The organism is Streptomyces sp. NPDC050988, from assembly GCF_044456225.1.
In the GTDB taxonomy this organism is placed as follows: domain Bacteria; phylum Actinomycetota; class Actinomycetes; order Streptomycetales; family Streptomycetaceae; genus Streptomyces.
The window spans coordinates 42,086-67,576 of the sequence record NZ_JBITFQ010000041.1 but is presented as its reverse complement, the minus strand read 5'-3'; the positions used below and the strand labels follow the sequence as shown (position 1 = coordinate 67,576).

Sequence of the window (25,491 nt, the reverse complement as noted above, 5' to 3'; positions counted from 1 at the left end):
GTTACGAGATCACCACCTTCACGACGCCGGTGAGGGCGATCTGGGCGAGGGAGAGGGGGACGAGGAGGGTCCAGGAGAGCTTCTGGAGCTGGTCCTCGCGCAGGCGGGGGTAGGTGACGCGCAGCCAGATGACGACGAAGGCGAGGACGGCCGTCTTCAGCAGGGTCCAGACCCAGCCGAGGCCGTCGGCGTCCCATGGGCCGTGCCAGCCGCCCAGGAAGAGCACGGTGGTCAGGCCGCACAGGACGACGATTCCGGCGTACTCGGCGAGGAGGAACAGCGCGAAGCGGAGGCCCGTGTACTCGGTGTACGCGCCGAAGATGATCTCCGAGTCGGCGACGGGCATGTCGAAGGGCGGGCGCTGGAGTTCGGCGAGGCCCGCCACGAAGAAGACGATGGCGCCGACGATCTGCCAGGGCAGCCACCACCACTCGAAGGCGTCGACGATGCCTGGGAGGGAGACCGTGCCCGCCGCCATCGCGACCGAGGCGGCGGTGAGCAGCATCGGGAGTTCGTACGCGAGGAGTTGGGCGGCGGTGCGGAGGCCGCCGAGGAGGGAGAACTTGTTGGCCGAGGCCCAGCCCGCCATGAGCGAGCCGAGGACGCCCACGCCCATCACGGCGAGTACGAAGAAGATGCCCGCGTCGATCACCTCGCCGACCGCGCCCTCGCCCGGGCCGATCGGGATGGCGAGGAGGACGAGGAGGTACGGGAGGAGGGCGACGGCGGGGGCGAGCTGGAAGATACGGCGGTCCGCGCCCGCGGGGACGATGTCTTCCTTCTGCGCGAACTTCACGCCGTCCGCGACGAGTTGGGCCCAGCCGTGGAAGCCGCCCGCGTACATGGGGCCGAGGCGGCCCTGCATGTGGGCCATCACCTTGTGTTCCGTCTGACCGACGATCAGCGGGAAGGTGAGGAACACGACGAAGACGATCAGGAGTCGCAGGGCGACGTCCAGCGCGTCGTTCACTGCCGGCCTCCTGGGGGTGTTTCGTCGTCGGTGGGGCTGGGGTCGGGGATAGGGCTGGGGCTGGGGGTGGAGTCGGCTTCAGGAGCTTCCGTGGGCTCGGTTGCCTCGGGTTCCGGAGTGGTCTCGGGCTCCGGTGCCGACTGCTCGGTCGGCGGCGGCTTCTCCGTGGCGGTGTCCTGGTCGGCCTCGTCGAAGGCGGGGCGTGCGTGGTGCCAGGGGGCGTCCGAGCTGCGGGGGCGTGCCGGGCCCTTCGGCTGATCGTCGTCGGCTGGGTCGGCGGGTGGGGCAGGAGTGCCAGGTGCGGCAGGTGTGGCAGGCGCCTGGCGTTGTGACGCCGAGCCTTCGCCCGCGCTGCGCGCTCTGCGGGGGGACGTTGGCGCCGGGGTCGGTGCCGACTCTCGTGCTGGTGCCGGTGCCGACTCTGGTGCCGGTCCGGCTTCGGAGCGCGCGGGCGATTCCGGGGCCGGAGCAGCCTCCGCAGCTTCCGTGGCCGGGGAATCGGTGCGGCGGCGCTGTGTCGCCGAGCCCTCGCTCACGCTGCGAGCCCGACGGGCCGTCGGCCGGACCTCCGCTGCCGCACCGCCGCCCTCCGCGGACGCGACACCGCCAGCCTGCACACCACCGGACGCGGCACCCGCAGCCTGCACACCACCGGACGCGGCACCCGCAGCCTGCACACCACCGGATGCGGGACTCTCAGGTTGCGCACCCGCAGACGCGGCACCCCCAGCAGCCGCGCCCGGCGCAGCCGTCTGGCTTGCCGAGCCCTCCCCCGCCGTGCGGGCTCGCCGCACCGGGCGGTCGCCTGCGGCGCGTGCGGTGCCTCGGGCCGGGCGGGCCGGGGCCGGGGGGAGTTGGCCCTTGAGGGGGCCCCACTCGTTGGGGTCGGGGACTCCCGGCGGGAGCATCTGGCGGCGCTTGGGGCCGCCGTGTTCCGACTCGCCCGGTTCCTTCGCGCCCGGCCAGGCCTTGGCCACGCGGGCGGCCAGGACGAAGTCCTTGCGGAGGGGGTGGCCCTCGAAGCCCTCGGGGAGGAGGAGCGGATCCAGGCCGGGGTGGCCCTCGAAGGTGACGCCGAACATCTCGTGGGTCTCGCGTTCGTGCCAGGCGGCGCCCGCGTAGACCTCGACGGCGGAGGGGAGTACGGGGGCGTCGTGCGGGACGGTCGTCCGTACGAGGAGGCGGCGGACCGGAGCGAGGGCGACGACGTGGGCCGAGACGCGGAAACCGGTGCCGGGTTCGTCGACGGCGCTCAGCCAGTCGAAGTACGTACAGCCGAGTTCGTCGCGCGCGGCTTCCAGGGAAGCGAGCCAGGACGTCGGCGGCACGTCGACCGTCAGGACCTCGTACGACTCCTCTGCCGTGGTGTCCGGGCCGAAGAGGTCCTCGACGGGGGCGGGGAGCCAGCCGGTCATCGGGCGTCCCCCGTGGCCGACGGCCCTGTTGAGGACGGCACTGTGGAGGACGGCTGCGCGGACGGCGGCTGTACGAGGCCGCTCTGGAGGGCTGCCGTGGAGGGGCGGGAGGTTCCGTAGCGCTCCCCCAGCGACTCCCGGGCGATCTTCTCCTGGAGCTTGAGGATGCCCTGGAGGAGGGCCTCGGGCCGGGGCGGGCAGCCGGGGACGTACACGTCGACGGGGATGATCTGGTCGACGCCCTTCGTCACGGAGTACGAGTCCCAGTACGGGCCGCCGCAGTTGGAGCAGGCGCCGAAGGAGATGACGTACTTCGGCTCGGGCATCTGTTCGTACAGGCGCTTCACGGCCGGGGCCATCTTGTCGGTGACCGTGCCGGACACGACCATCAGGTCGGCCTGGCGGGGACCCGGCGCGAACGGGATGACACCGAGGCGGATGAAGTCGTGGCGGGCCATCGACGCCGCGATGAACTCGATCGCGCAGCAGGCGAGACCGAAGTTGAAGACCCAGAGCGAGTAACGGCGGCCCCAGTTCAGGACCACCTTCATCGGCTCGGGGGCCAGGCGGGCGAGCGCGCCCAGGCGCTTCGGTTCCGGCAGGAGCACGGGCTCGGAGGTCGCGTCCGGCTGCGGACGGGTCACGTCCATGTGAGGACGCCCTTCTTGTATGCGTACAGCAGGCCCACGGCCAGGAAGCCGAGGAAGATGAACATCTCGACGAGCGTCGCCGCGCCGTAGCCCGGAGCGGCGAAGACCGTCGCCCAGGGGAAGAGGAAGATCGAGTCGACGGCGAAGATCACGTAGAGGAAGGCGTAGACGTAGTAGCGGACCTGGGTGTGGGCCCAGCCCTCGCCGACGGGGTCGACGCCGCATTCGTACGTCATGAGCTTCTCGGGTGTCGGAACGACGGGCCGCAGCAGACGGCCCGCTCCGAAGGCGACGGCGACGAACAGCACGCCGACCACGGCGAGCAGTCCGACGACCGAATAGGACTCGAAATAGTCCGCCGCGAGGACGGTCCCGGCTGTCTCGGCGGCCCCAGCGGTCCCGGTCGCCACGACCATGGTCGGTTCCGGCACGTCCGCCCCTCGCTCCCTGACCTCGTCTGACCTCGTACGACCCCATACTGACTACGCGCCGACTACGCGTGCGCCCTGCGATGCGCCGCGTTCGACGATCTGTACGCACCGGAGTCTAGGGCCTGATAAAGAGACGGTAAGCAGCCCGTCACGGGTAGGCATGATGCGACGGCTTTCCCGGGCACCACTTCGGCTGCCTTCAGGCCGTCTCCCGGCCGACTCCCAGCAGTCTCCCGACCGACTCCCGGCCGTCTTCCGGCCGGCGCTCCCGGGCACCCTCCGGCCGGTCTCCAACCGGAGGATGGTGGGGTTTACCCCAGGGGATCCGGGCGGTCCGCCTCATGGCGCAGCGGCCCGTGGCCCGGCAGGCTGACGCCTATGACCGAACGCATCCTGGCCGCCGACACTCCGGACGGCGCCACAGACCGGCCGCCACCCGCGCGCTTCGCGTACGACCGGCACACCTGGAAGGAGATCGCGCATCTCCTGGCCAACCTGCCGGTGTCGCTCGTCGGGTTCACGTACGTGGTGACCGTGCTGTTCACGGGTGCCTTCCTGACCCTGACGGTGATCGGGTTTCCGCTGCTCGCGGCCGGGCTGATGGGCGCCCGCCAGCTGGGCAAGCTGGAGCGGGGCCGGGCCAGGGGGCTGCTCGGGGTGCGGGTGGACGAACCGAGCCCGCTGCCGTTGCGCGGGCGGGGCGGGTTCTTCGCACAGCTGTGGATGGCGCTGAAGGATCCGGTCGGCTGGCGCACGGTGCTGTACGAGTTCATGCGGCTGCCGTGGGGCGTGGTCACCTTCACCGTCACCCTCGTCTCGTTGTTCGTGCTGTGGCCGGTGCTTCCGTTCATCGCACGGGGACTGGCCAACGCGGACCGGGCGATGGTGCGCGGGCTGCTCTCGCCCTCGGACGAGCTGGAGCGGCGGATCGCCGAGCTGGAGTCCGACCGGGGAGTCGTCGTCGACACGGCGGCTGCCGACCTGCGGCGCATCGAGCGCGATCTGCACGACGGGGCGCAGGCCCGGCTGGTGAACCTCGCGATGGGCCTCGGTCTGGCGAAGGAGAAGCTGCTGGAGGGCCAGGCCGACGAGACCGTCGCCGCCATGGTCGACGAGGCGCACGGCGAGGTGAAGCTGGCCTTGCAGGAGCTGCGGGATCTGGCCCGCGGCATCCATCCCGCGGTCCTCACCGACCGCGGTCTGGACGCCGCGCTGTCCTCGGTCGCCTCGCGCTGCACGGTGCCGGTGAAGGTGACCGCCGATCTGCCGACGCGGCCGGCCGCGGCCATCGAGGGCATCGCGTACTTCACCGTCTCCGAGCTCCTGCAGAACGTCAGCAAGCACAGCGGGGCGCGGTCCGCGTCCGTCGACGTGTGGCGTTCCGACGACCGCCTCCTCATACAGGTCTGGGACGACGGCCGCGGCGGGGCCGCCCTCGACGGCGGCACGGGAATGGCGGGACTCGCGGACCGGCTCGGCGCGGTGGACGGCCTGTTCGTCATCGACTCACCGGTCGGGGGTCCGACGACGATCACGGCCGAACTCCCGTGGCGGGACCGGGAACCGACCGAGTAGGCGGAACCGATGGAGCGGGCTGAGCAGGCGGAGCGGGCGAAGCGCGAGGAGTGGGCCGAGCAGACGGGACGGGCGTGGATGCGGGCCTCGCGTCTTCCGGTCCCGGCCTGCACACGGCTGCCTGCACACACGTGCCCGGCCTGCACGCACATGCCTGGCCTGCACGCGCCCGCCCACACGCACGTGCCCGATCTGCACACTCCCGCCCGCACACACCTGCCCGGCCGGCACACGCCTGCCTGCACGCACATGCCTGGCCCGCACACACCCGCCCGCACACACGCGCCCGGCCTGCACGCACATGCCTGGCCCGCACACACCTGCCCAGCCGGCACACACCCGCCCGCACACACCTGCCCGTCCGTATTCATGCCGGTCACCACCGTGGGCCCCGCACGCTGCGCAGCCCCAGCCGTCCCCCGACCCCAGCCCCAACCCCGACCCCAGCCCCGACTCGGGTGCCGACCCCCAGAAGGTAGGGAAAACCCCCGCCCCAAGACGCCGACTCGCTCCATGTCCCGGCCGCCCGGGACCGAGCACTGTGGAGTTACAACAGCGGACGAGTAGAAACGGACGGCGGCCATGGCCACGGAGTACGGGCAGGGATACGGGTGGGACGGCGGACCCGGGTTCCGCGGGGAGGGCGCCGAGGAGCGGCGACACCTGCTCCCGGCCGCGCTGCGGGCGCCGATCGAGGCGCGCAGCTGGCGTGAGTTCGGGTATCTGATGCTGAGTCTGCCGATCAGCATCATCATGTTCACCTACGCCGTGACGATGGTGTCGCTCGGCGCGGGCCTGCTGGTCACGTTCCTGGGCATCCCGGTACTCGCCGCCGGCCTCGCGGGCTGCCGCGGTCTCGGCGCGCTCGAGCGGACCCGGGCGCGCGCGCTGCTGGGTCTCGACGTCGCGGCGCCGGAGCCGTTGCGCATGACGAAGCAGGGCCCGATGGCGTGGATGGGCGCGATGCTGAAGAGCGGCGCGTCCTGGCGGCACCTGCTGTACTCGGTGCTGCACTTCCCCTGGGCCGTGTTCGCCTTCTCGGTGGCCATCAGCTTCTGGGCGTACGGCTGGGCGATGCTGACGTACCCCCTGTGGTTCTGGCTGTTCCCGGTCTACGGCGGGCAGGACGGGCTCCAGCTGTACGGGGACCAGGGGCACAGCATCTATCTGGACAACCCCTTCGAGATCACGGTGACCGCGCTGGTGGGTCTGCTGCTCACGATGGCCACGCCGTGGATCGTGCGGGCGCTGACGCAGGTGGACCGGCTGCTGGTGCACGGGCTGCTCGGGCCGTCGAAGCTGGCCACACGGGTCGTCGAGCTGGAGTCGGACCGGGGCGTCGTGATCGACACGGCGGCGGCCGACCTGCGGCGTATCGAGCGCGATCTGCACGACGGTGCCCAGGCCCGGCTGGTGGCCCTCGCCATGGATCTGGGGCTCGCGAAGGAGAAGCTCACGGAGGATCCGCAGGCGGCGGCGCGGATGGTGGGCGAGGCCCACGGTGAGGTGAAGACGGCGCTTCAGGAGCTGCGGGACCTGGCGCGCGGGATCCACCCGGCGGTCCTCACCGACCGCGGTCTGGACGCCGCGCTGTCCTCGGTGGCGTCCCGGTGCACGGTTCCCGTGCAGGTCGAGGTCGATCTGCCGGCCCGGCCGGCGCCGGCCATCGAGGGGATCGCGTACTTCACGGTCTCGGAGCTGCTGCAGAACATCAGCAAGCACTCGAAGGCCACCCGGGCCTCGGTCGATGTCTGGCGGATCGAGAACCGGCTCATGATCCAGGTGGTCGACAACGGTGTGGGCGGTGCGGATGTCGCCGGCGGCTCGGGGCTTGCGGGGCTGGCCGAGCGGCTCGACGCGGTCGACGGGATCCTCGTGGTGGACTCCCCTGCCGCCGGGCCGACCCGCATCACGGCGGAGCTGCCCTGGCGGGGGTGAGCCCCTCCCTTCTTGTTGGCCCTCCTTGTTGGCGGTGGCCCTTCTTGTCGGCGGTGGGTGTGGGGGTTTCCTTTCCCCAGCCCCCCCTTCCCGAAACTGGGGGCTCCGCCCCCAGACCCCCGTTATCTCCCCTCTCCCCTCGGTCCATGCGTCCGGCTCGCCTACTTCTCGGCTGATCGCGCCGTTCCCCGCGCCCCCTACGGGGCGCGGACCGACAACGATTCCCTCACCCACCCTCGGTTGGTCCCAAATGCTGGAATGCTGGGGGTTGACGTACGAGCGTGGGGGGCCGAGCAATCGTGGAGGACAGGGTGCGCGTGGTCATCGCCGAGGATTCAGTGCTGCTCAGGGAGGGCCTGACCCGGTTGCTGACCGACCGTGGACACGAGGTGATCGCCGGAGTCGGCGACGGGGAGGCGTTGATCAAGACGATCACGGAGTTCGCGGCGCAGGACGCGCTGCCGGACGTCGTGGTCGCGGACGTACGGATGCCGCCGACGCACACGGACGAGGGCGTGAAGGCAGCCGTGCAGCTGCGCAAGCAGCACCCGGGGCTCGGGGTACTCGTGCTGTCGCAGTACGTGGAGGAGCAGTACGCCACCGAACTCCTCGCCGGTTCCAGTCACGGCGTCGGCTATCTGCTGAAGGACCGGGTAGCCGAGGTGAGGGAATTCGTGGACGCGGTCGTCCGCGTGGCCCGCGGCGGCACCGCGCTGGATCCCGAGGTCGTCGCGCAGCTGCTCGGGCGCAGCCGCAAGCAGGACGTCCTCGCGGGGCTGACGCCACGCGAGCGGGAGGTCCTAGGACTCATGGCCGAGGGGCGGACGAACTCCGCGATCGCACGACAGCTCGTGGTCAGCGACGGCGCGGTCGAGAAGCACGTGAGCAACATCTTCATGAAACTGGGCCTGTCCCAGAGTGACGGGGATCACCGGCGCGTTCTCGCGGTCCTCACCTACCTGAACTCCTGACGACCTGACACTGTGTCAGAAATCACCGCAACGCAAGCACGAGAGCCAGGCATGAGCACGAGAACCAAAGGATGAGCATCAAGCGTCTTCACAGGTAACGCCGGGGGGCGGATAAATCATGGCAAATCAGGGTGTCCGGCGGTCTCAAAAAGGGGTCCATCGTACGAACGGTCAGGGGAAGGCGACCCTTAGCGACGTAGGGTTGGACCCGGGATGGCCTGCGGGAGGGCCGATCCCGGACAGCCGCCTCGAAGGAGGTTCACTTCAGTGACCAGTCAGGTCAGCAGTCCAGCCGAGCATGCCGACGGAAGCGTCGTAGGGGAACAGCGCAAACCGGCGGGCACAAAGGATGTACGCCGGCTGGACCGGGTGATCATCCGGTTCGCGGGGGACTCCGGTGACGGTATGCAGCTCACCGGGGACCGTTTCACCTCCGAGACGGCATCGTTCGGGAACGACCTTTCGACACTGCCGAACTTCCCCGCCGAGATCCGCGCGCCCGCAGGCACCCTGCCGGGCGTTTCGTCTTTCCAGCTGCATTTCGCCGACCACGACATCCTCACCCCCGGCGACGCGCCCAACGTCCTGGTGGCGATGAACCCGGCCGCCCTGAAGGCCAACATCGCCGACGTACCGCGCGGCGCGGAGATCATCGTCAACACGGACGAGTTCACCAAACGGGCGATGCACAAGGTCGGCTACCCCACGAGCCCCCTCGAGGACGGTTCGCTGGACGGCTACAGCGTCCACCCCGTCCCCCTCACCACACTGACCGTCGAGGCGCTCAAGGACTTCGACCTCACCCGCAAGGAGGCCGAGCGCAGCAAGAACATGTTCGCGCTCGGCCTGCTGTCCTGGATGTATCACCGGCCGACCGAGGGCACCGAGAAGTTCCTCACCACCAAGTTCGCCAAGAAGCCCGATGTCGCGGCGGCCAACATCGCCGCGTTCCGGGCGGGCTGGAACTTCGGCGAGACCACCGAGGACTTCGCCGTCAGCTATGAGATCGCGCCGGCCACCGCGGCGTTCCCGACCGGCACCTACCGCAACATCTCCGGGAACCTGGCCCTGTCCTACGGCCTGATCGCCGCCTCGGCCCAGGCCGATCTGCCGCTCTACCTGGGCTCGTATCCGATCACGCCGGCCTCGGACATCCTGCACGAACTGAGCCGGCACAAGAACTTCGGCGTACGGACCTTCCAGGCCGAGGACGAGATCGCCGGCATCGGCGCCGCACTGGGGGCGGCCTTCGGCGGCTCGCTCGCCGTCACCACCACCTCCGGACCCGGTGTCGCGCTGAAGTCGGAGACGATCGGGCTCGCCGTGTCGCTGGAGCTGCCGCTGCTGGTCATCGACATCCAGCGCGGCGGCCCCTCCACCGGCCTGCCCACCAAGACCGAACAGGCCGACCTGCTCCAGGCCATGTTCGGCCGCAACGGCGAGGCACCCGTGCCGATCGTGGCCCCCCAGACCCCCGCCGACTGCTTCGACGCGGCCATCGAAGCCGCCCGTATCGCGCTGGCCTACCGCACCCCGGTCCTGCTGCTGTCCGACGGCTACCTGGCCAACGGATCCGAACCGTGGCGGATCCCGGAGACCGACGAACTGCCCGACCTGCGCGTGCAGTTCGCCCAGGGACCCAACCACACCCTCAACGACGGCACCGAGGTCTTCTGGCCCTACAAACGCGACCCGCAGACACTGGCCCGCCCGTGGGCGATCCCGGGGACGCCGGGTCTGGAACACCGCATCGGCGGCATCGAGAAGCAGGACGGCACCGGCAACATCTCCTACGACCCCGCCAACCACGACTTCATGGTGCGTACCCGGCAGGCGAAGATCGACGGCATCGCCGTCCCGGATGTCGAGGTGGACGACCCGCACGCCGCCACCACCCTCGTCCTGGGCTGGGGCTCCACCTATGGGCCCATCACCGCGGCGGTCCGGCGGCTGCGGGCGGCCGGGGAGGCGATCGCGCAGGCGCATCTGCGGCACCTCAACCCGTTCCCCGCGAATCTCGGCACGGTGCTCAAGGCGTACGAGAAGGTGGTGATCCCCGAGATGAACCTCGGGCAGCTCGCCACCCTGGTCAGGGCGAAATACCTGGTGGACGCCCACTCCTACAACCAGGTCAACGGAATGCCGTTCAAGGCCGAACAGCTTGCCACGGCTCTCAAGGAGGCCATCGATGGCTGAGACGACCACGGAAGGCCCAGGCACGATCGAGGCGCTCACTCTGGTGCCCAAGGCCGAGGCCAGGCAGTCCATGAAGGACTTCAAGTCCGACCAGGAAGTGCGCTGGTGCCCCGGCTGCGGCGACTACGCGATCCTCGCCGCCGTGCAGGGCTTCATGCCCGAACTGGGTCTCGCCAAGGAGAACATCGTCTTCGTCTCCGGCATCGGCTGCTCCTCCCGCTTCCCGTACTACATGAACACCTACGGGATGCACTCCATCCACGGCCGGGCGCCGGCGATCGCGACCGGACTCGCCTCCTCCCGCCGCGACCTGAGCGTGTGGGTCGTGACCGGGGACGGCGACGCGCTGTCCATCGGCGGCAACCACCTCATCCACGCCCTCCGACGCAACGTCAACCTCAAGATCCTCCTCTTCAACAACCGCATCTACGGACTCACCAAGGGCCAGTACAGCCCCACCTCAGAGGTCGGCAAAATCACCAAGTCCACACCGATGGGCTCCCTGGACGCACCCTTCAACCCCGTGTCACTGGCCATCGGCGCGGAAGCCTCGTTCGTGGCACGGACCGTCGACTCCGACCGCAAACACCTCACCGAGGTCCTGCGCCAGGCCGCCGCCCACCGGGGCACCGCCCTCGTCGAGATCTACCAGAACTGCAACATCTTCAACGACGGCGCCTTCGAAGTCCTCAAGGACCGGCAGCAGGCCGAGGAGGCGGTGATCCGCCTGGAACACGGACAGCAGATCCGCTTCGGGGCACCGCTCGACAGCGGTCTCGGATCCAAGGGCGTCGTGCGCGACGCCGCGACCGGTGACCTGAAGGTCGTCACCGTCACTCCGGACAACGAGCCGCAGATCCTCGTCCACGACGCGCACTCCGCGTCCCCCACCACGGCGTTCGCGCTCTCCCGGCTCGCCGACCCGGACACGCTGCACCACACGCCGATCGGCGTCCTCAAGGCCGTCGACCGCCCGGTCTACGACACACAGATGGCCGACCAGCTCGACGCGGCCATCGAACAGAACGGCAAGGGCGACCTGTCGGCACTGCTCGCGGGCGGGGACACCTGGACGGTCGTCGGCTGAACAGCGACACTCCGCGAGGCCCGGTCCCGCTTCCTCAGGACCGGGCCTCGTCGTATGCCTGGCGCGCCTCCAGTACGGCGTCCATCCGCTCCTCGGTCCAGCCGGCGAGGGCCTTCACCTGGTCGGCGGCCTCGCGGCCCAGGTCCGTGAGCGAGTAGTCGACGCGCGGCGGGATGACCGGTTTGGCGTCCCGGTTCACGAGACCGTCGCGCTCCAGGGTCTGCAGGGTCTGGGTGAGCATCTTCTCGCTGACCCTGCCGATCGCGCGGCGCAGCTCGCTGAAGCGGTAGGGCCGGTCGAGGAGCTCGATCAGCACGAGGACGCCCCAGCGGCTGGTGACGTGCTCCAGAACGAGGCGGTACGGGCACATCGCCTCGCCGGTGTCGTACTTTCCGACCGCTTCCTTGCTGACTGCTGCTGCCTTGCTGACTGCTTCGGTGCTTACGGCCATGCCAGTACCTTACTTCAAAGTGGGTACTTTCGCAGAGTTAGTGCCACTCCTATGGTTAGCGGCGTACCCACTCACAAGGAGTTGTTTCCACCATGAGCATCGTCGTCACCGGAGCCACCGGACACCTCGGCCGTTTCGTCATCGAGGGACTGCTGGAGAAGGTCCCGGCCGACCGGATCACGGCCGTCGTCCGCAGCGAGGAGAAGGCGGCGGACTTCGCGGCCCGCGGCGTGAAGCTCGCGATCGCCGACTACAACGCTCCCGAAACCTTCGACGGCCTCTTCTCCGCCGGCGACAAGGTGCTGCTCATCTCGGGCAACGAGTTCGACAAGGGCCGCGTGGCCCAGCACAAGGTCGTCCTCGACGCCGCCAAGGCCGCGGGCGTCGCGCTCCTCGCGTACACCAGCGCCCCCGGCAGCCTGTCCGCCGCGCTGGCCGACGACCACCGCGGCACCGAGGCGGCGATCCTGGAGTCCGGCGTGACGTACGCGCTGCTGCGCAACGGCTGGTACAACGAGAACTACACCGAGAACCTGGCCCCCGTCCTGGAGTACAACGCCGTCGTCCAGGCCGCCGGTGAGGGCAAGGTCTCCTCGGCGTCCCGCGCGGACTACGCGGCCGCCGCCGTGGCCGTACTGACCGGTGAGGGCCACGAGAACAAGACGTACGAGCTGGGCGGCGACACCGCGTGGGGCTTCGCCGAGTACGCGGCCGAGGTGGCCAAGGCCTCCGGCAAGGAGATCACCTACAACTCCGTCCCCGTCGAGGCGTTCAAGGACATCCTGACCGGCGCCGGGCTGCCCGAGCCCTTCGCCGCGATCCTGGCCGGCGTCGACGCGTCGATCGAGAAGGGCGAGCTGGTCGTCGCCACCGGTGACCTGTCCCGGCTGACCGGCCGGCCGACCACGCCGATCGCGGAGTCGATCGCGGCGGCACTGAAGGGCTGACCTCCGACCCACCGGAAGCGCTCCCGTTCGCGACCTGCGGGAAGCACCCCCGTTTGCGATCCGCAGGAAGCGCCCCCGTTTGTAATGACCGTATGGCGATACGGGCATGACAGGCGGGGGTGCTCGGCGTTACCTTCTTGGAGGTTGCGCGTGGTTCGGACGCCGCGCGTCCGCGGCGGACGTCACGCGTCCGCAGCCTGGGGAGAGGGAGGGGCCGTGCCGGTGGAGTCCAAGGGCGAACAGCACATAGGTCTGGATTCCAAGGGCGAGCAGCGGATCGGTCTGCTGAACGGCTTCGCGGCGTACGGCATGTGGGGGCTCGTGCCCCTGTTCTGGCCGCTCCTCGAACCCGCGGGAGCGGCGGAGATCCTCGCCCACCGCATGGTGTGGTCCCTGGGCATCGTGGTGATCGCGCTCGTGGTGATGCGACGCTGGGCCTGGGCGGGTCCGCTGCTGCGGCAGCCGCGCAGACTGGGCCTGATCACCGTCGCGGCGGCCACCATCACGGTCAACTGGGGCGTCTACATCTGGGCCGTGAACGCCGGCCATGTGGTGGAGGCGTCCCTCGGCTACTTCATCAACCCGCTCGTCACCATCGCGATGGGCGTCCTGCTCCTGAAGGAGCGGCTGCGGCCCGCGCAGTGGGCGGCGGTCGGCATCGGCTTCGCCGCGGTGCTCGTACTGACCATCGGCTACGGCCAACCGCCGTGGATCTCCCTCTGCCTCGCCTTCTCCTTCGCGACGTACGGGCTGGTCAAGAAGAAGGTCAACCTCGGCGGTCTGGAGTCGCTGGCCGCGGAGACCGCGATCCAGTTCCTGCCCGCGCTCGGCTATCTGCTGTGGCTGTCGTCCCGGGGCGACGCGACCTTCGGCGGCGAGGGCGCCGGGCACGCGGCGCTGCTGGCCGCGACCGGTGTGGTGACCGCGGTGCCACTCGTGTGCTTCGGGGCCGCGGCGATCCGGGTACCGCTGTCGACGCTGGGCCTGCTGCAGTACCTGGCACCCGTGCTGCAGTTCCTGCTCGGCATCCTGTACTTCCACGAGGCGATGCCCGCCGAGCGGTGGGCCGGGTTCGCGCTGGTGTGGGCCGCGTTGTCGCTGCTGACGTGGGATGCGCTGCGGACTGCGCGGAAGTCGCGCACGGTTCTGCGTGAGGCTGCCGCGGTGGCGACCGCAGCGACGGCAGCGACCGCAGCAACCGCCGCGACCGTCGCCGCGACCGCCGCCGTGGAAGCGGCCCGGGAGGCGGCGGCCGCGAACCCGACCACCGCCGGCGGCACGAACACGTAGTCGGTGACGGCGTCCAGCAATGGGCGGCGTCAGTAATCCGTGTCCTTGCCGAGGAACAGTTCCGCGAAGCCGGTCGCCGCGGCGGGTGAGGCGAGGATCCGCCGCAGCCTGGCCATCGATGTGCCCGCCTTGAACGGATCGCCGGACGAGGCGCCGTGGTACACGTCGGAGAGCCACTGCGAGAACTCCTGGTACTGCCACACCCGCCGCAGACAGGCCGCCGAGTAGCCGCGCAGCCCGCTGTCGTCCCCCTTGCCGTAGTACGCGACGAGCGCGTCGCCGAGCAGCAGGGAGTCGTGGATCGCGAGGTTCATTCCCTTCGCGCCGATCGGCGCGAGGAGGTGCGCCGAGTCGCCGGCGAGATACAGCCGCCCGTGCGCCATCGGCTCCACCACGTAGTTGTGCATGGCCAGGACCCGCTTCTCGATCAGCTTGCCCTCGTTGAGCGGCCTGGCTCCCTCCGCCCCGAGGCGTGCATGGAGTTCGGCCCATACGCGCTCGTGCGACCAGTTCTCCGGGTCGTCGTCCGGCGGGCACTCCAGGTAGTAGCGGGTGACCTGCGGGCTGCGGGCCATGTGACCGGCGAACCCGCGCGGATGGATGCCGAAGACGACACAGTCGGAGGACGGCGGCGCCTCGGCCAGCAGCGCCAACCAGCCGACGCCGAAGTCGTACCGGGCGACGGTGACATGCTCCGAGGGCATACGGTCCCGGGTCACCCCGCGTGCGCCGTCGCAGCCCGCGATGAACTCGCAGTCCAGGCGGACCCGTTCGCCCGTCTCCGGATCCGTGTACGCCACCGAGGGCCGGTCCGTGTCGATCCCGGCCGGCTCGACGGCGCGGACGCCGAACCGGATGTCGCCGCCCCGGACGTCCGCGTACTCCCGCACCAGGTCCGTCACCAGCAGCGGCTGCGGGTACACGTAGTGCCGGTGACCCGACACATCGGCGTACGGGAACCTGTGGCGCTCCCCGGCGAACCGGAACTCGCACTCGGTGTGCGCCACGGTGTTCTCCAGGAGCCGGTCCGCCAGGCCCCGCTCCTCCAACGCGCGGACCGCCCACTCCTCCAAGAAGCCGGCGCGCGGCCGCTGTTCGATGAACGCCCTGCTCTCGTTCTCCAGCACCACGCAGTCGACGGAGGCTGCCCGGAGGATGTTGGCGAGGGTCAGTCCCGCGGGCCCCGCCCCCACGATGACGACGCGGGTGCGCTGCGGGTGGGCGGGGGCGGGACCAGGGTCGGGAGCGGACGGAGCGGAGGCGTCTGCGGTCATGCGAACAGTATGGCGAATCCGGTGTGGCCCGATCGTCAACTCGAAGCCGGTCGGGTGGGGTTGGCGGACGGGTCGGGGACGGCGTCGGCGGGGGCGGGGGCGATGACGGTGGCCGCGGCCGTGGTGGGTGCGGCGGGTCCGATGGGCGCTCCGGCCGTCGGCGGCTTCGTACGGCTTCCGAGGCCGAAGGACGACAGCAGCGCGCCCAGTGTCACCATCCCCACCGGGACGATCAGGGCCGCGCGGAAGGCGGAGAGGGCGGCGTCCGGGTCGGAGCCCGTGGAGGCGCCGGAGGAGGCGAGACCGTACACCGCCGTCACCGCCGAGATGCCGATCGCCGAGCCGAACTGGGTGGAGGTGTGCAACAGACCGCTCGCCAGGCCCTGTTCGGACTCCGCCACACCGTCCGTCGCCGCGATCGTGAGCGGCCCGTAGGCCAGCGCGAAGGCGGTGCCCGCGATGATCAGGGTTGGGAACATCGCCGCGTACGACCAGTCCATGCCCACGGGAAGGAAGAGCCCGTACGCGACGACCGCCAGGACGAAGCCGCCGAGGATCACCTTGGCGTGGCCGAAGCGGGTGACCAGGCGCGGGGTGAGTGTGGGGGCGAGGATCGCGTCGCAGCCCAGCACCACCAGGGCGATCGCCGTCTGCAGGGAGGACCAGCCGCGCAGTTCCTGGAGGTAGAGCGTCAGGACGAACTGGAAGCCGAAGAAGGCGCCCACGAAGAGGAGCGCGCCGAGGTCGGCCCGTACGACGGAGCCGGTGCGGAAGATGCCGAGGCGCACGAGGGGAGTGGGGGTGCGGCGTTCGACGGCGACGAAGACGACGAGCAGGGTGATGGCCGCGGCCGCCGCGCCCGCGGTCAACTGCCAGCCGTCCAGGCCGTGTTCGAGGCGGATGACGGCGAAGGCGGCGAGCAGCATGGCGGCTGCGGCGGTGCCGGCGCCGAGGACGTCGGACCCTTCGGTACGCCGCCGGGGGCGCCCGGCGCTCTTCTCGGGTTCCGCGTTCGCGTCGGGTTCCGCGTGCGTGCGTTCCGCGTTCTCGGGTTCCTCGGTGCGCGGCCGGTGCGGGATCAGGCGTATCGCCGCCACGAGCAGGGCGCCCGCGAGCAGGACCGGGGCGAAGAAGACCCAGCGCCAGCCCAGTTGGGTGAGCAGGCCGCCGATGACCAGGCCGAGCGAGAAGCCGCCTGCCGCCGTGCCCGCGAAGACCAGCAGCGCCTTGTTGCGCTGCTCGCCCTCCTCGTACGACGTCGTGATGAGGGACAGCGCGGCCGGGGTCATGAACGCCGCCGAGACGCCGGTGACGAAGCGGGCCACGATCAGCGTCCAGCCCTCCGTGGCGAAGCCGCCCAGGCCCGAGAAGGCGAGGAAGACCGTCAGCCAGGTCAGGAACATCCGGCGGCGGCCCAGCAGGTCGGCCGCGCGACCGCCGAGCAGGGTGAAGCCGGCGTAGCCGAGTACGTACGCGCTCATCACCCAGGCCGCGGTGTCGGTCGGCAGGTCGAGGTCGGATCTGATGGAGGGGATCGCCACCGCCAGCATGGCGACGTCGATGCCCTCCAGGAAGATCGTTCCGCAGAGGACGAACAGCAGGGCCCAGGCACGGGTGCCCATCACGACTCCTTGGGTCGGCGAAGGGGCGGTTACCCGAATGAGGGTCGGTTCCCTCTTGTAACCGGTGCCAGCCTGCGGCAGCATCGGCGGACATGGAAGAAGGCACTTTGGAGTCACCGAGTAAGTGCGCGGTAACCATGGACGGCGAGGACACCGATCCGTTCCAGTGGGACACCCGGGAGGACTGCCAGGTGCGGCAGATCCTCGACCGGGTGGCCGACAAGTGGTCGCTCCTCGTGATCGCCCTGCTCGACAACCGGCGGTTGCGGTTCACCGAGTTGCGGCGGGAGATCGACGGGGTGAGTCAGCGGATGCTGACGGTGACGCTGCGGCAGTTGGAGCGGGACGGGCTCGTGAAGCGGACCGTGCATGCTGTGGTGCCGCCTCGGGTGGAGTACGAGCTCACTCCCCTCGGCGGGACCCTCCACTCGACCATCCGGTCGCTGGTGGCCTGGACGGAGGCCCACCAGGGGGAGATCGCGGCGGCCCGGGAGGCTTATGACGAGCGGGTGGGGGCCGCGGGTTGAGTGGGCGGGCGGTTTTCGCCCCCGCCGCCCCTACCCATTCCCGTCCTTCTGGGGCTCCGCCCCAGACCCCGTGGGGGTGCGTTGTTGGGTGCGGGCCCGCTGTGGCTGATCGCGCAGTTCCCCGCGCCCCTAAAGACCAACCTAGGGGCGCGGGGAACTGCGCAATCTTTTGGGGGTTCGGGGGCGGAGCCCCTGAGTAGTGACGGGAATGGGTAGGGGCGGCGGGGGCGAGAAAACTCCTCAGCCAGCCCCCTCCCCGGCCAGCCGGGCCCGATGCGATCGGGCCTTCTCGCGGTTGCCGCAGTGTTCCATCGCGCACCAGCGCCGCCGCCCGGGCCGCGACGTGTCGACGAAGAGCAACGCACAGTTGTGGGACCCGCACTCACGGATCCGCTCCGCAAACGGCCCGGTGAACAACTCCACCGCGTCACGCGCGACGGTGGCCAGCAACCGCGCCCCGGTGGCCCCCGGCGCCCACCCGCGCGACCCGTCCGCCTCGACCCGGGCGGCAAGCGGCGCCCCGGCCGCGCCGGCGTTGACGACATCGAGATGACGGGCCTGGAGAGGCCGCCCATGAGCCCGGTCCGCGGCCAGCAGGAAAACCGCGTCCCGCAAGGCTCGCGTTTGCGCCAACTCCCCCTCGGTGACGGTCACTTCGAGCCCGCCGGGCAAACGGCTCCGCTCCACCCACCGCACCAGATCCGCAGGCTCGTGCAGCACCTCGAACCGCGCGAACTCCCCCGGCCCGCCCGTCGTCACGAGCTCCAGGCACAGCGCACCGGGATCGAAGCGGAACGACTTCCCCCCGTACGACACGAGAGTCAGTCCGGGCGATTTCATTGCACGCTCACTCACGTAACCACTATAAGTGGTTACCATGACAGAAACACAGCCCCAGAACCAGCCCCAGACACCCTCGTCAGCCCCGGCGCCCCTGCACTGGAAACTCGTCGTCGACGCCGCCGATCCACACGCCCAGGCCGACTTCTGGGCAGCCACCCTCGGCTATCTGGTCGAGGACCACAGCGTCCTGGTCGAGCGCCTGCTCGGCTTCGGCGCCGTACCGCCCGAGATCACCGTCGAGTCGCACGGCCGCCGGGCCTGGCGGGACGCCGCGGCCGTACGCCACCCCGACGACCCGTACGACAAGGACAGCGGCACCGGACTCGGCCGCCGGCTGCTCTTCCAGCGCGTACCGGAGCCGAAGACGGTCAAGAACCGGCTGCACATCGACGTACACACCGGGGACGGACAGCGCGAGGCGGCGGTCACGCGGCTGACCGGGCTGGGGGCGGCGGTGTTCCGGGAGGTGAAGGAGCAGGGCGGCGAGTGGGTGGTGATGACGGACCCGGAGGGGAACGAGTTCTGCGTGCACTGACACCTTCTGCGTGCACTGACACGCGGGGGCCCGCGGCGACCGGGGTGCCCGTCAGTACACGGCAACCACGGAGGTCCACCCGCCCAACCACCTGACCACCCACCCACCCGTCCGCAGCGACAGGGAACAGCCCTCTTCCACAGCTCACCCGTACTGTCACGAGCGGCCCGCGGCCAGGTGAACTCCAGGGATCCGCTATCCGAACACCCCTGACCGGATTGTGCTCTTGACGGAACGTCAACCTCAGCTTCACCATCAGGCACCCATTCCCACATGGAATTCGGAGCCCCCCACATGAAGCTCTCTGTTCCCGGACGTGTCACGGGTGCCGCGGTCATAGCCGTCGCCGCACTCCTCACCACGAGCGCGATAGCCGACGCCGCGCCCGCGCGCGTGGCCGCCGCACCGGACATACCCGTCGCCAACGTCAAGGCCCACCTCACCCAACTCCAGTCCATAGCCACCGCCAACGGCGGCAACCGCGCCCATGGCCGCACCGGCTACAAGGCGTCCCTCGACTACGTGAAGGCCAAGCTGGACGCCGCCGGATTCACCACGACGATCCAGCAGTTCACCGCGTCCAGCCGCGTCGGCTACAACCTGATCGCCGACTGGCCCGGCGGCGACGCCAACCAGGTCGTCATGGCGGGCTCCCACCTCGACAGCGTCGCCTCGGGGGCCGGCATCAACGACAACGGCTCGGGCTCGGCGGCCCTGCTGGAAGCCGCGCTGACCGTGTCCCGCACCCAGTACCAGCCCACAAAGCATCTGCGGTTCGCCTGGTGGGGAGCCGAGGAGCTGGGCATGGTCGGCTCGCGCAACTACGTCAACGGTCTCACCACCGCCAACCGCGCCAAGATCAGCGGCTATCTCAACTTCGACATGATCGGATCGCCGAACCCCGGCTACTTCGTCTACGACGACGACCCGGCCATCGAGAAGACTTTCAAGGACTTCTACGCGGGTATAGGCGTCGCCACCGAGATCGAGACCGAGGGCGACGGCCGCTCGGACCACGCCCCATTCAAGAGCGCGGGCATCCCCGTCGGCGGCGTCTTCACCGGCGCCAGCAGCACCAAGTCCGCGGCCCAGGCCGCCAAGTGGGGCGGCACGGCGGGCCAGTCGTTCGACCGCTGCTACCACTCCTCGTGCGACACGACGTCGAACATCAACGACACCGCCCTGAACCGGAACAGCGACGCCCTGGCGTACGCCGTGTGGGAACTCTCGGAGTAACCGGACCCGCTCCGGCCGGCTCCGGCAGCTCCGGCCCACCCCGGCCGACTCCGACCCGCCCGGTCTGCTCCGGCCCACCGCGACCCGTCCGTCTTCCGGGGTAGCCGACGACTGCATGCGTGTGCATATACTGCGTACGCATGCAGTCGTCGTACGCCTTCCATGACGGAGCCGCTCATGACCCGCCATTTCCTCTTCCTCCTGGGCAGCGCCCGCGACAGCGGCAACACCGAGTTGCTGGCCCGCAGGGCCGCGGAACAGCTGCCGGCCGGCGTCACACAGCAATGGCTGAGTCTTGCCGAGCACCCGGTGCCCGACTTCGAGGACCTGCGCCACGACAGCGACCATGTCCGGCCGTCCGGCGACAACACCGCCCTGCTCCTCGACGCCACACTCGCGGCGACGGACCTCGTCATCGCCTCCCCGCTGTACTGGTACTCCGTGTCCGCGCACACCAAGCGCTACCTGGACCACTGGTCGGGCTGGCTGCGCACCCCGGGACTCGACTTCAAGAAGACGATGGCCGGGCGCACCCTGTGGGGCGTCACCGCCCTCGCGCACGAGGAGGAAGAGGTCGCCGACCCGCTGATCGGCACGCTCAACCACTCGGCCGCGTACATGGGGATGCGATTCGGCGGAGTCCTCCTCGGCAACGGCAGCAGGCCCGGAGACGTCCTGACCGACTCCGCCGCCCTGGCCCGCGCCAAGACGTTCTTCGCGCAGGAGCCCCCGCTCGCCCGCTTCCCGTACGACAGCTGAGTTACGACAGCTGAGTTACGAGACGGCTGAGCTACGACGGCTGGGACCCCCGTCACCAGCGGGCCTCCGTCCCCGAGGCTGCCGTGCGCCCTACGCGGTGATGTCCTTCGCCGTGAACCGCGCCCACGCGGCCGCTCCGAACACCGCCGCGTACAGGCCCTGGAGCTGCAGGTTGCGTATCAGGTCGTCCCAGTAGACCGGGTCGCGCATGAGGTCGGCGAAGGACAGCCAGTAGTGCGAGAAGAAGTACGGCTGTATCGCGTGGAGCTGGGGGATCTGGTCGAGGATCTGCACGGTGATGAGGAGGCCGACGGTCGTCGCCATCGCCGCGATCCCGCTGTTCGTCAGGGTCGAGACGAACAGGCCGAGGGCCGCGATCCCGATCAGTGACGCGGCGACGGCCAGGGCGATCAGCAACGCCCGCCCGAGCCCTTCGCCAAAACTGATCCGCGTGCCGGAGATCGTCGTCAGCTCGCCCAGTGGGAACAGGAGCGCGCCCACGATGAGCGCCGAGACCGCCACCACCAGGGTCGCGATGACGCAGAAGGCCAGCGTGGTCGCGTACTTGGTGATCAGCAGGCGGGTGCGGCCGGCCGGGGCGACCAGCAGATAGCGCAGTGTCCCCGCGTTGGCCTCGCCCGCGATCGCGTCGCCCGCGACGACGCCGACCGCCATCGGCAGGAAGAACGGCAGTGTGGCGGCGAGCGCGGTGAAGACCAGGAAGAGTCCGTTGTTGGTGATCTGCGCGATGAAGGCGGGCCCCTCGCCTCCGCCGCCTCCGGCCGACGAGCCGTCGCTCGTCTCGATCTTGACCGCGATCCCGACCAGCACCGGCACCGCGGCCAGCACGCCGAGCAACGCGATCGTCCGCCACCGCCGGAGTGTGGTCCCCAGCTCGTTGCGCAGCAGCCCGAGGGTCCACAGAGGGGTCGGTGCCCGCGTGCCGACGGCCGTCTCCGCGGCGCCGGGCGACGGCTCGGCGAGTTCAGCCCGCGACATCGAATCCCTCCCCCGTGAGCGCCACGAACGCGTCCTCCAGCGAGGCCCGTTCGACCCCGAAGCCCCGGACGCGGACGCCTGCCCTCACCAGCGCCGCGTTCACCTCGGCGAGCTCGCGGTCCGGTGGCTCGGCGGTCACCCGGTCCTCGGCGACCACGACATCGCTCACGCCCTGTTCCTTCAGCACCCGGGCCGCATCACCCGGATCCGGTGTCGTCACGACGAGCCGGCCGCGCGCTCCCGCCGCGAGATCGGCCACCGGCCCCTGGGTGATCAGCCGCCCCTGGGCCATCACCGCCACGTGTGTACAGACCTGCTCGATCTCGTCCAGCAGATGCGAGGAGAGGAAGACGGTCGTGCCGTCCGACGCCAACTCCCGCACCAGGGAACGGATCTCCCGCATCCCCTGCGGGTCGAGCCCGTTGGTCGGCTCGTCCAGCACGAGCAGCCGACGGGGTTGCAGCAACGCCGCCGCCAGCCCGAGCCGCTGCTTCATCCCCAGGGAGTACGCCTTCGCCTTCTTGCCCGCGGCGGCGGTCAGCCCGACGCGGTCCAGCGCGGCCGCGACGCGCGTACGCCGGGTGCGCGGGTCGGCGGTCGGGTCGGCCGAGTCGTATCGCAGGAGGTTGTCGCGGCCGGAGAGGAAACCGTAGAGAGCCGGTCCCTCGATCAGCGCGCCGACGTGCGGCAAAACGGTGCTGGTGGCGCGCGGCATGGGCTGACCCAGCACGCGCGCCGTGCCGGAGGTCGGCTCGATGAGGCCCATCAGCATTCTGATGGTGGTCGTCTTGCCGGAGCCGTTCGGCCCGAGGAAGCCGAAGACGCTGCCCGCCGGGACGGCCAGGTCGAGGCTGTCGACGGCGAGCTGTCCGCCGCGGTAGCGCTTGGTGAGGGCGCGGGTGGCGATCACGGTGTCACCCGTGTCCGCGGTCGCTGCCGTGTCCGCCGCCGTGTCACCGGCGGTCGCCGTGTGCCCGGCCTCCGCGGTGTCACCTACGTCGGCCGTGCCGCGCTCACCCGCCATGTCCCCGTCCGCGGTGGACAGTTCCGCCATCGACTCCCTCACTTCGCCTTTCCCACAAGGGGCTCCGGGACCGCGTGCGCTACTTCGCCGCGTTGGCCGCCTTCACCAGCGCGTCCTTGGTGACCGCGCCCGCGTAGACCTTGCCGTCGTCCGTGATGAGCGCGTTGACCAGGCGGGTCGAGAAGACCGTGCCCGAGCCGAACTTGCCGGTCACGTGGTCGCCCAGCGAGTCGAGGAAGCGACCCGCGTCACCCGCGCCGGAGGACTCCGACGGCATGCCCTCGCCACCGGTGTCGAACTGGGCTATCGAGCTCCAGCCCTCACCGATGACGTTCAGGCCCTGGAACTCCTTGCCCAGGTCCTCGCCGCCCTTGGGCTGTGCCCGGTCCGCCTTGTCCTCGGCCTTCGCCTCGTCGCCCTCGGTGACCTTCGTGCCCTTGGGCGGGCTGAAGTCGAAGGTGGACGCGGCCGGCTTGGAGAAGTCGACCTTGGTGAAGCCCGCGTCGATGACGGCCGCGCCGCCGCTCGCCGGGGTCAGCGTGAACTTCAGGGGCAGACCGGTCTTCGAGTCCACCGCGATGGAGATCGCGCCGACCGTCGAACCGGACGCCTTGGGCTTGATCAGCAGCTTGTAGGCGTCGCGGCCCGCGACCTGCGCCGTACCGTCGACGGTCACGGACGTCGTGTCGTCGGCCGCCTTCAGTGCCTCTTCGGCCATCTCCTTGGGCGTGGCAGGCACGTCGTCGGCCTTGTCCTTCGTCCCCTTCTCGGCGGCGCCGGAGGAGTCCTTCATGTGGTACGCCTCGTTCGACGCGCTGTCGTACGCCCACACCTCGTCGCCGTTGTGGATCACGCTGTACTCGGCGGCCTTGTCGAGCAGCGAGAGCTTCTGCTTGTCCTCGCCGTCCGACGCGACTCGCAACGTGTGAGTACCGGACGCCAGTTCAAGCAGCTTGGACGAGGGGTCCGCGGAGGAACCCGAGTCGTCGCCGCCCCTGCCCATTCCGCCGCCGAGGCTGCTCTCCAGGCCGCCGAGGTTCGGCAGGCCGAGGTCCGTGCTGATCTTCACCGTGCCGGACAGCTGCTGTACGTCCGACGCGGCGATCTTCTCGATGAGCTGCTGGGCGGTGATGTCCGGCAGGTCCGGGTCGCCGGAACCGGCGAACGCCGGGACCAGCCCGATGGTCGCCGCTGCCACCCCCAGCACCGCGACGGGGACGACGTACCGCGCGGCTTTGCGTCGGCCGGTGCGCAGGTCCTCGTTCGTGTTGTCGTCGGATTCGTACGGTGCCATGTGTGCCCTACCTCCGTTGTCGGCGGCTGATGCACTCGTCCACCCCTGGCCGCCATTGTCACCCGAACTCCTGTGAAGTGGTGTGTCCAATCTGACCAAATCGGCCGGCGGAAAGCGTCAGACCTCGGAGCCAACTCCGCGTACACCTGGGGTATGACATGGGTGGACGGCGGCTCCCCCGACCCGTAGGGGTCGTGCGGGGAAGACGCCGTCCGTGTATCTCGCCGGAGCCGGGTGAAACCCTTTCAGATCCGGGGGGATCACAGCCTGATCCCGGGTGGACGGCTTTCCGATCCTGGGTGGACGGCGTCCCGATCCGGGTGGAGGGCTTCGCGATCCGGCGGATCAGCCGGTGGTCAGCGGGCTGTTCACCGGTTCACGAACACGTAGTCCGCCCCGTACGGAACTCCCACGATCTTGCCCACCTTGCAGGACCCGGCCGGAGCGACCCCGCCCACGGTGTTCAGCCGCAGGATCTCCGCGGTGTCCGCGAGCAGCCCCCGGTGCTTGCCGGACTGCGTGGCCCTGAGGTCCAGTTCGGGGATGTTCTTGTCGCCGTTCGGGGTCTTGGAGATCAGCGCGCCGGTGACGGCGCTGCGGTCGGCCGCGATCCACTGCGGAGTACCCGAGTTGGGCTTCACGAACGAGTGCGCGATGGGACCGCCGAGCACGGCGGCCACGTCACGCTGGGCGAAGGACGTGGTGCCGTCGGCCGCCTTCTTGCACTCGTAGATCTGCTTGCCCTTGATGACGGACGCCTGGAAGTTGTTCAGCGCGTGCCGGAAGTCGAACTTCGTGGTGACCTTGTGGAGCTGGCCGCGGACGGCCCCGCCCGGGAACTCGGCGGTGTGCAGATTGGCGTAGAAGCTGCCCGGGTCCGCCTTCAGTTGGCTGAGCAGGGCGGCGTCCTTGACCTTGACCGTGCCGGTGACCGTGCGGCCCTTGGCGTTGTCCAGCAGCTTGGTGAAGTCGACCTTGACACCGCCGTTGACCCCCTTGGCGCCCTGGTGGATGTGGAGCAGGGTCGGCTTGCCGGTGCCGCGCCACTTGACGGCGACGGACACCTTGTCGCCCTTGACCTTGACGAACTCGAGTGCCGCGCCGTCCTTGTCACCGACGGCGGGGCCGCCCTGCACCGGCACCTCGTTGGCGCCGTTCAGGCTGGCGGCGAGGATGGTACCGCCGCTGCCGCCGGCGAGAGCGCCGCTCTGTACCTCGATGGACTGGCCCCCGTGCCCCGAGTGGCCCGCGCTCGTACTCTCACTCGCGCTCGAACCCTTGTCGGAGTTCCCGCTGTCGGCGACCGCCGGGATGACGGCGGCGGCGACTCCGGCCGCGGTGGCCACCGCGACGCCGGTCATGACGAGCTTCTTACGACGATGCGCGAACGTAACGATTGTCCCCATGATTCTTTTTCTCCCCGTAGTTCCACTGACGCCCCCTGCGTCAGCTTCTAT

The 25,491-nt window shown here is 70.1% G+C and carries 23 protein-coding genes; 11 read left to right on the top strand and 12 right to left on the bottom strand.

The window, feature by feature from the left end:
* Position 1: 1 nt before the first annotated feature.
* The 4 genes from ACIBEI_RS45205 to ACIBEI_RS45190 are packed head-to-tail and all read right to left on the bottom strand — an operon-like array spanning position 2 to position 3,466.
* Entirely contained in the window at positions 2 to 970 is a 969-nt protein-coding gene (locus ACIBEI_RS45205) for a complex I subunit 1 family protein (RefSeq protein WP_269647171.1), read from the bottom strand.
* Positions 967 to 2,385 (bottom strand): NADH-quinone oxidoreductase subunit C, encoded by a 1,419-nt coding sequence (locus ACIBEI_RS45200; RefSeq protein WP_398896946.1) that lies wholly within the window; start codon positions 2,383 to 2,385, stop codon positions 967 to 969. The genes ACIBEI_RS45205 and ACIBEI_RS45200 overlap by 4 nt, the downstream gene beginning before the upstream one ends.
* Positions 2,382 to 3,035 carry an NADH-quinone oxidoreductase subunit B gene (locus ACIBEI_RS45195; RefSeq protein ID WP_398896945.1) on the bottom strand — a complete coding sequence of 218 codons (654 nt, stop codon included), beginning with the start codon at positions 3,033 to 3,035 and terminating at the stop codon, positions 2,382 to 2,384. The genes ACIBEI_RS45200 and ACIBEI_RS45195 overlap by 4 nt, the downstream gene beginning before the upstream one ends.
* Positions 3,026 to 3,466, bottom strand: a complete 441-nt coding sequence (locus tag ACIBEI_RS45190; RefSeq protein ID WP_398896944.1) for an NADH-quinone oxidoreductase subunit A — start codon at positions 3,464 to 3,466, stop codon at positions 3,026 to 3,028. Before ACIBEI_RS45190 ends, ACIBEI_RS45195 begins: the two co-directional genes overlap by 10 nt.
* Before the next feature lie 378 nt (positions 3,467 to 3,844).
* Between ACIBEI_RS45190 and ACIBEI_RS45185 the strand changes: the two genes are divergently transcribed.
* The 5 genes from ACIBEI_RS45185 to ACIBEI_RS45165 all read left to right on the top strand — a co-directional run bounded on the left by ACIBEI_RS45185 (position 3,845) and on the right by ACIBEI_RS45165 (position 11,233).
* On the top strand, positions 3,845 to 5,041 hold the full coding sequence (locus ACIBEI_RS45185; protein ID WP_398896942.1) for a sensor histidine kinase: 1,197 nt from the start codon (positions 3,845 to 3,847) through the stop codon (positions 5,039 to 5,041).
* 582 nt (positions 5,042 to 5,623) lie between these two features.
* A complete protein-coding gene (locus ACIBEI_RS45180) occupies positions 5,624 to 6,979 on the top strand; it encodes a sensor histidine kinase (RefSeq protein WP_398896940.1) in 1,356 nt (451 codons plus the stop codon).
* A 299-nt stretch (positions 6,980 to 7,278) separates the two neighbouring features.
* Positions 7,279 to 7,950, top strand: coding sequence for a response regulator transcription factor (locus ACIBEI_RS45175; protein WP_189844607.1), 672 nt, complete (start codon positions 7,279 to 7,281; stop codon positions 7,948 to 7,950).
* A gap of 267 nt (positions 7,951 to 8,217) precedes the next feature.
* A complete protein-coding gene (locus ACIBEI_RS45170; RefSeq protein WP_398896938.1) occupies positions 8,218 to 10,146 on the top strand; it encodes a 2-oxoacid:acceptor oxidoreductase subunit alpha in 1,929 nt (642 codons plus the stop codon).
* A complete protein-coding gene (locus tag ACIBEI_RS45165; RefSeq protein ID WP_398896936.1) occupies positions 10,139 to 11,233 on the top strand; it encodes a 2-oxoacid:ferredoxin oxidoreductase subunit beta in 1,095 nt (364 codons plus the stop codon). The genes ACIBEI_RS45170 and ACIBEI_RS45165 overlap by 8 nt, the downstream gene beginning before the upstream one ends.
* Before the next feature lie 34 nt (positions 11,234 to 11,267).
* Here ACIBEI_RS45165 and ACIBEI_RS45160 read toward each other — a convergent pair whose 3' ends face one another.
* On the bottom strand, positions 11,268 to 11,684 hold the full coding sequence (locus ACIBEI_RS45160) for a winged helix-turn-helix transcriptional regulator (protein WP_398896935.1): 417 nt from the start codon (positions 11,682 to 11,684) through the stop codon (positions 11,268 to 11,270).
* Positions 11,685 to 11,776: 92 nt separating this feature from the next.
* On the opposite strand from ACIBEI_RS45160, the gene ACIBEI_RS45155 reads away from it, so the two are divergent.
* On the top strand, positions 11,777 to 12,631 hold the full coding sequence (locus tag ACIBEI_RS45155; protein ID WP_398896933.1) for an SDR family oxidoreductase: 855 nt from the start codon (positions 11,777 to 11,779) through the stop codon (positions 12,629 to 12,631).
* Between the two features lie 246 nt (positions 12,632 to 12,877).
* On the top strand, positions 12,878 to 13,921 hold the full coding sequence (gene rarD / locus ACIBEI_RS45150) for an EamA family transporter RarD (RefSeq protein ID WP_398896990.1): 1,044 nt from the start codon (positions 12,878 to 12,880) through the stop codon (positions 13,919 to 13,921).
* A gap of 29 nt (positions 13,922 to 13,950) precedes the next feature.
* Here rarD and ACIBEI_RS45145 read toward each other — a convergent pair whose 3' ends face one another.
* Both ACIBEI_RS45145 and ACIBEI_RS45140 read right to left on the bottom strand, forming a co-directional pair.
* A complete protein-coding gene (locus tag ACIBEI_RS45145; protein WP_398896931.1) occupies positions 13,951 to 15,195 on the bottom strand; it encodes a 4-hydroxybenzoate 3-monooxygenase in 1,245 nt (414 codons plus the stop codon).
* A gap of 35 nt (positions 15,196 to 15,230) precedes the next feature.
* A complete protein-coding gene (locus ACIBEI_RS45140; protein ID WP_398896930.1) occupies positions 15,231 to 16,817 on the bottom strand; it encodes an MFS transporter in 1,587 nt (528 codons plus the stop codon).
* Between the two features lie 92 nt (positions 16,818 to 16,909).
* On the opposite strand from ACIBEI_RS45140, the gene ACIBEI_RS45135 reads away from it, so the two are divergent.
* Complete coding sequence (locus ACIBEI_RS45135) at positions 16,910 to 17,344, top strand: winged helix-turn-helix transcriptional regulator (RefSeq protein WP_398896929.1); 435 nt, start codon at positions 16,910 to 16,912, stop codon at positions 17,342 to 17,344.
* Between the two features lie 240 nt (positions 17,345 to 17,584).
* Here the strand turns inward: ACIBEI_RS45135 and ACIBEI_RS45130 are convergent, their stop codons facing one another.
* Complete coding sequence (locus tag ACIBEI_RS45130; protein WP_398896989.1) at positions 17,585 to 18,184, bottom strand: CGNR zinc finger domain-containing protein; 600 nt, start codon at positions 18,182 to 18,184, stop codon at positions 17,585 to 17,587.
* A 37-nt stretch (positions 18,185 to 18,221) separates the two neighbouring features.
* Between ACIBEI_RS45130 and ACIBEI_RS45125 the strand changes: the two genes are divergently transcribed.
* From ACIBEI_RS45125 to ACIBEI_RS45115, 3 genes are all read left to right on the top strand, one after another.
* On the top strand, positions 18,222 to 18,722 hold the full coding sequence (locus ACIBEI_RS45125) for a VOC family protein (protein ID WP_398896928.1): 501 nt from the start codon (positions 18,222 to 18,224) through the stop codon (positions 18,720 to 18,722).
* Positions 18,723 to 19,016: 294 nt separating this feature from the next.
* Positions 19,017 to 19,958, top strand: a complete 942-nt coding sequence (locus tag ACIBEI_RS45120) for a M28 family metallopeptidase (RefSeq protein ID WP_398896927.1) — start codon at positions 19,017 to 19,019, stop codon at positions 19,956 to 19,958.
* 177 nt (positions 19,959 to 20,135) lie between these two features.
* The gene (locus ACIBEI_RS45115) at positions 20,136 to 20,717 is read left to right on the top strand and encodes a flavodoxin family protein (protein ID WP_398896925.1); all 582 of its coding nucleotides are present in this window, start codon (positions 20,136 to 20,138) and stop codon (positions 20,715 to 20,717) included.
* Between the two features lie 90 nt (positions 20,718 to 20,807).
* Here the strand turns inward: ACIBEI_RS45115 and ACIBEI_RS45110 are convergent, their stop codons facing one another.
* The 4 genes from ACIBEI_RS45110 to ACIBEI_RS45095 form a co-directional block, all read right to left on the bottom strand.
* Positions 20,808 to 21,716 carry an ABC transporter permease gene (locus ACIBEI_RS45110; RefSeq protein ID WP_398896923.1) on the bottom strand — a complete coding sequence of 303 codons (909 nt, stop codon included), beginning with the start codon at positions 21,714 to 21,716 and terminating at the stop codon, positions 20,808 to 20,810.
* Positions 21,703 to 22,770 carry an ABC transporter ATP-binding protein gene (locus ACIBEI_RS45105; protein ID WP_398896922.1) on the bottom strand — a complete coding sequence of 356 codons (1,068 nt, stop codon included), beginning with the start codon at positions 22,768 to 22,770 and terminating at the stop codon, positions 21,703 to 21,705. Before ACIBEI_RS45105 ends, ACIBEI_RS45110 begins: the two co-directional genes overlap by 14 nt.
* A gap of 49 nt (positions 22,771 to 22,819) precedes the next feature.
* The gene (locus tag ACIBEI_RS45100) at positions 22,820 to 24,034 is read right to left on the bottom strand and encodes an outer membrane lipoprotein carrier protein LolA (RefSeq protein WP_398896921.1); all 1,215 of its coding nucleotides are present in this window, start codon (positions 24,032 to 24,034) and stop codon (positions 22,820 to 22,822) included.
* Positions 24,035 to 24,402: 368 nt separating this feature from the next.
* On the bottom strand, positions 24,403 to 25,440 hold the full coding sequence (locus ACIBEI_RS45095; protein ID WP_398896919.1) for a CHRD domain-containing protein: 1,038 nt from the start codon (positions 25,438 to 25,440) through the stop codon (positions 24,403 to 24,405).
* Positions 25,441 to 25,491 lie beyond the last annotated feature (51 nt).

What these genes read in the sequence shown, in the direction of transcription:
- ACIBEI_RS45195 (WP_398896945.1), bottom strand. Translation starts at nt 3,035, where the DNA reads ATGGACGTGACCCGTCCGCAGCCGGACGCGACCTCCGAGCCCGTGCTC.
- ACIBEI_RS45110 (WP_398896923.1), bottom strand. Translation starts at nt 21,716, where the DNA reads ATGTCGCGGGCTGAACTCGCCGAGCCGTCGCCCGGCGCCGCGGAGACG.
- ACIBEI_RS45100 (WP_398896921.1), bottom strand. Translation starts at nt 24,034, where the DNA reads ATGGCACCGTACGAATCCGACGACAACACGAACGAGGACCTGCGCACC.
- ACIBEI_RS45105 (WP_398896922.1), bottom strand. Translation starts at nt 22,770, where the DNA reads ATGGCGGAACTGTCCACCGCGGACGGGGACATGGCGGGTGAGCGCGGC.
- ACIBEI_RS45145 (WP_398896931.1), bottom strand. Translation starts at nt 15,195, where the DNA reads ATGACCGCAGACGCCTCCGCTCCGTCCGCTCCCGACCCTGGTCCCGCC.
- ACIBEI_RS45200 (WP_398896946.1), bottom strand. Translation starts at nt 2,385, where the DNA reads ATGACCGGCTGGCTCCCCGCCCCCGTCGAGGACCTCTTCGGCCCGGAC.
- ACIBEI_RS45185 (WP_398896942.1), top strand. Translation starts at nt 3,845, where the DNA reads ATGACCGAACGCATCCTGGCCGCCGACACTCCGGACGGCGCCACAGAC.
- ACIBEI_RS45125 (WP_398896928.1), top strand. Translation starts at nt 18,222, where the DNA reads ATGACAGAAACACAGCCCCAGAACCAGCCCCAGACACCCTCGTCAGCC.
- ACIBEI_RS45165 (WP_398896936.1), top strand. Translation starts at nt 10,139, where the DNA reads ATGGCTGAGACGACCACGGAAGGCCCAGGCACGATCGAGGCGCTCACT.
- ACIBEI_RS45095 (WP_398896919.1), bottom strand. Translation starts at nt 25,440, where the DNA reads ATGGGGACAATCGTTACGTTCGCGCATCGTCGTAAGAAGCTCGTCATG.
- ACIBEI_RS45140 (WP_398896930.1), bottom strand. Translation starts at nt 16,817, where the DNA reads ATGGGCACCCGTGCCTGGGCCCTGCTGTTCGTCCTCTGCGGAACGATC.
- ACIBEI_RS45180 (WP_398896940.1), top strand. Translation starts at nt 5,624, where the DNA reads ATGGCCACGGAGTACGGGCAGGGATACGGGTGGGACGGCGGACCCGGG.
- ACIBEI_RS45135 (WP_398896929.1), top strand. Translation starts at nt 16,910, where the DNA reads ATGGAAGAAGGCACTTTGGAGTCACCGAGTAAGTGCGCGGTAACCATG.
- ACIBEI_RS45155 (WP_398896933.1), top strand. Translation starts at nt 11,777, where the DNA reads ATGAGCATCGTCGTCACCGGAGCCACCGGACACCTCGGCCGTTTCGTC.
- ACIBEI_RS45130 (WP_398896989.1), bottom strand. Translation starts at nt 18,184, where the DNA reads ATGAAATCGCCCGGACTGACTCTCGTGTCGTACGGGGGGAAGTCGTTC.
- ACIBEI_RS45120 (WP_398896927.1), top strand. Translation starts at nt 19,017, where the DNA reads ATGAAGCTCTCTGTTCCCGGACGTGTCACGGGTGCCGCGGTCATAGCC.
- ACIBEI_RS45115 (WP_398896925.1), top strand. Translation starts at nt 20,136, where the DNA reads ATGACCCGCCATTTCCTCTTCCTCCTGGGCAGCGCCCGCGACAGCGGC.
- ACIBEI_RS45160 (WP_398896935.1), bottom strand. Translation starts at nt 11,684, where the DNA reads ATGGCCGTAAGCACCGAAGCAGTCAGCAAGGCAGCAGCAGTCAGCAAG.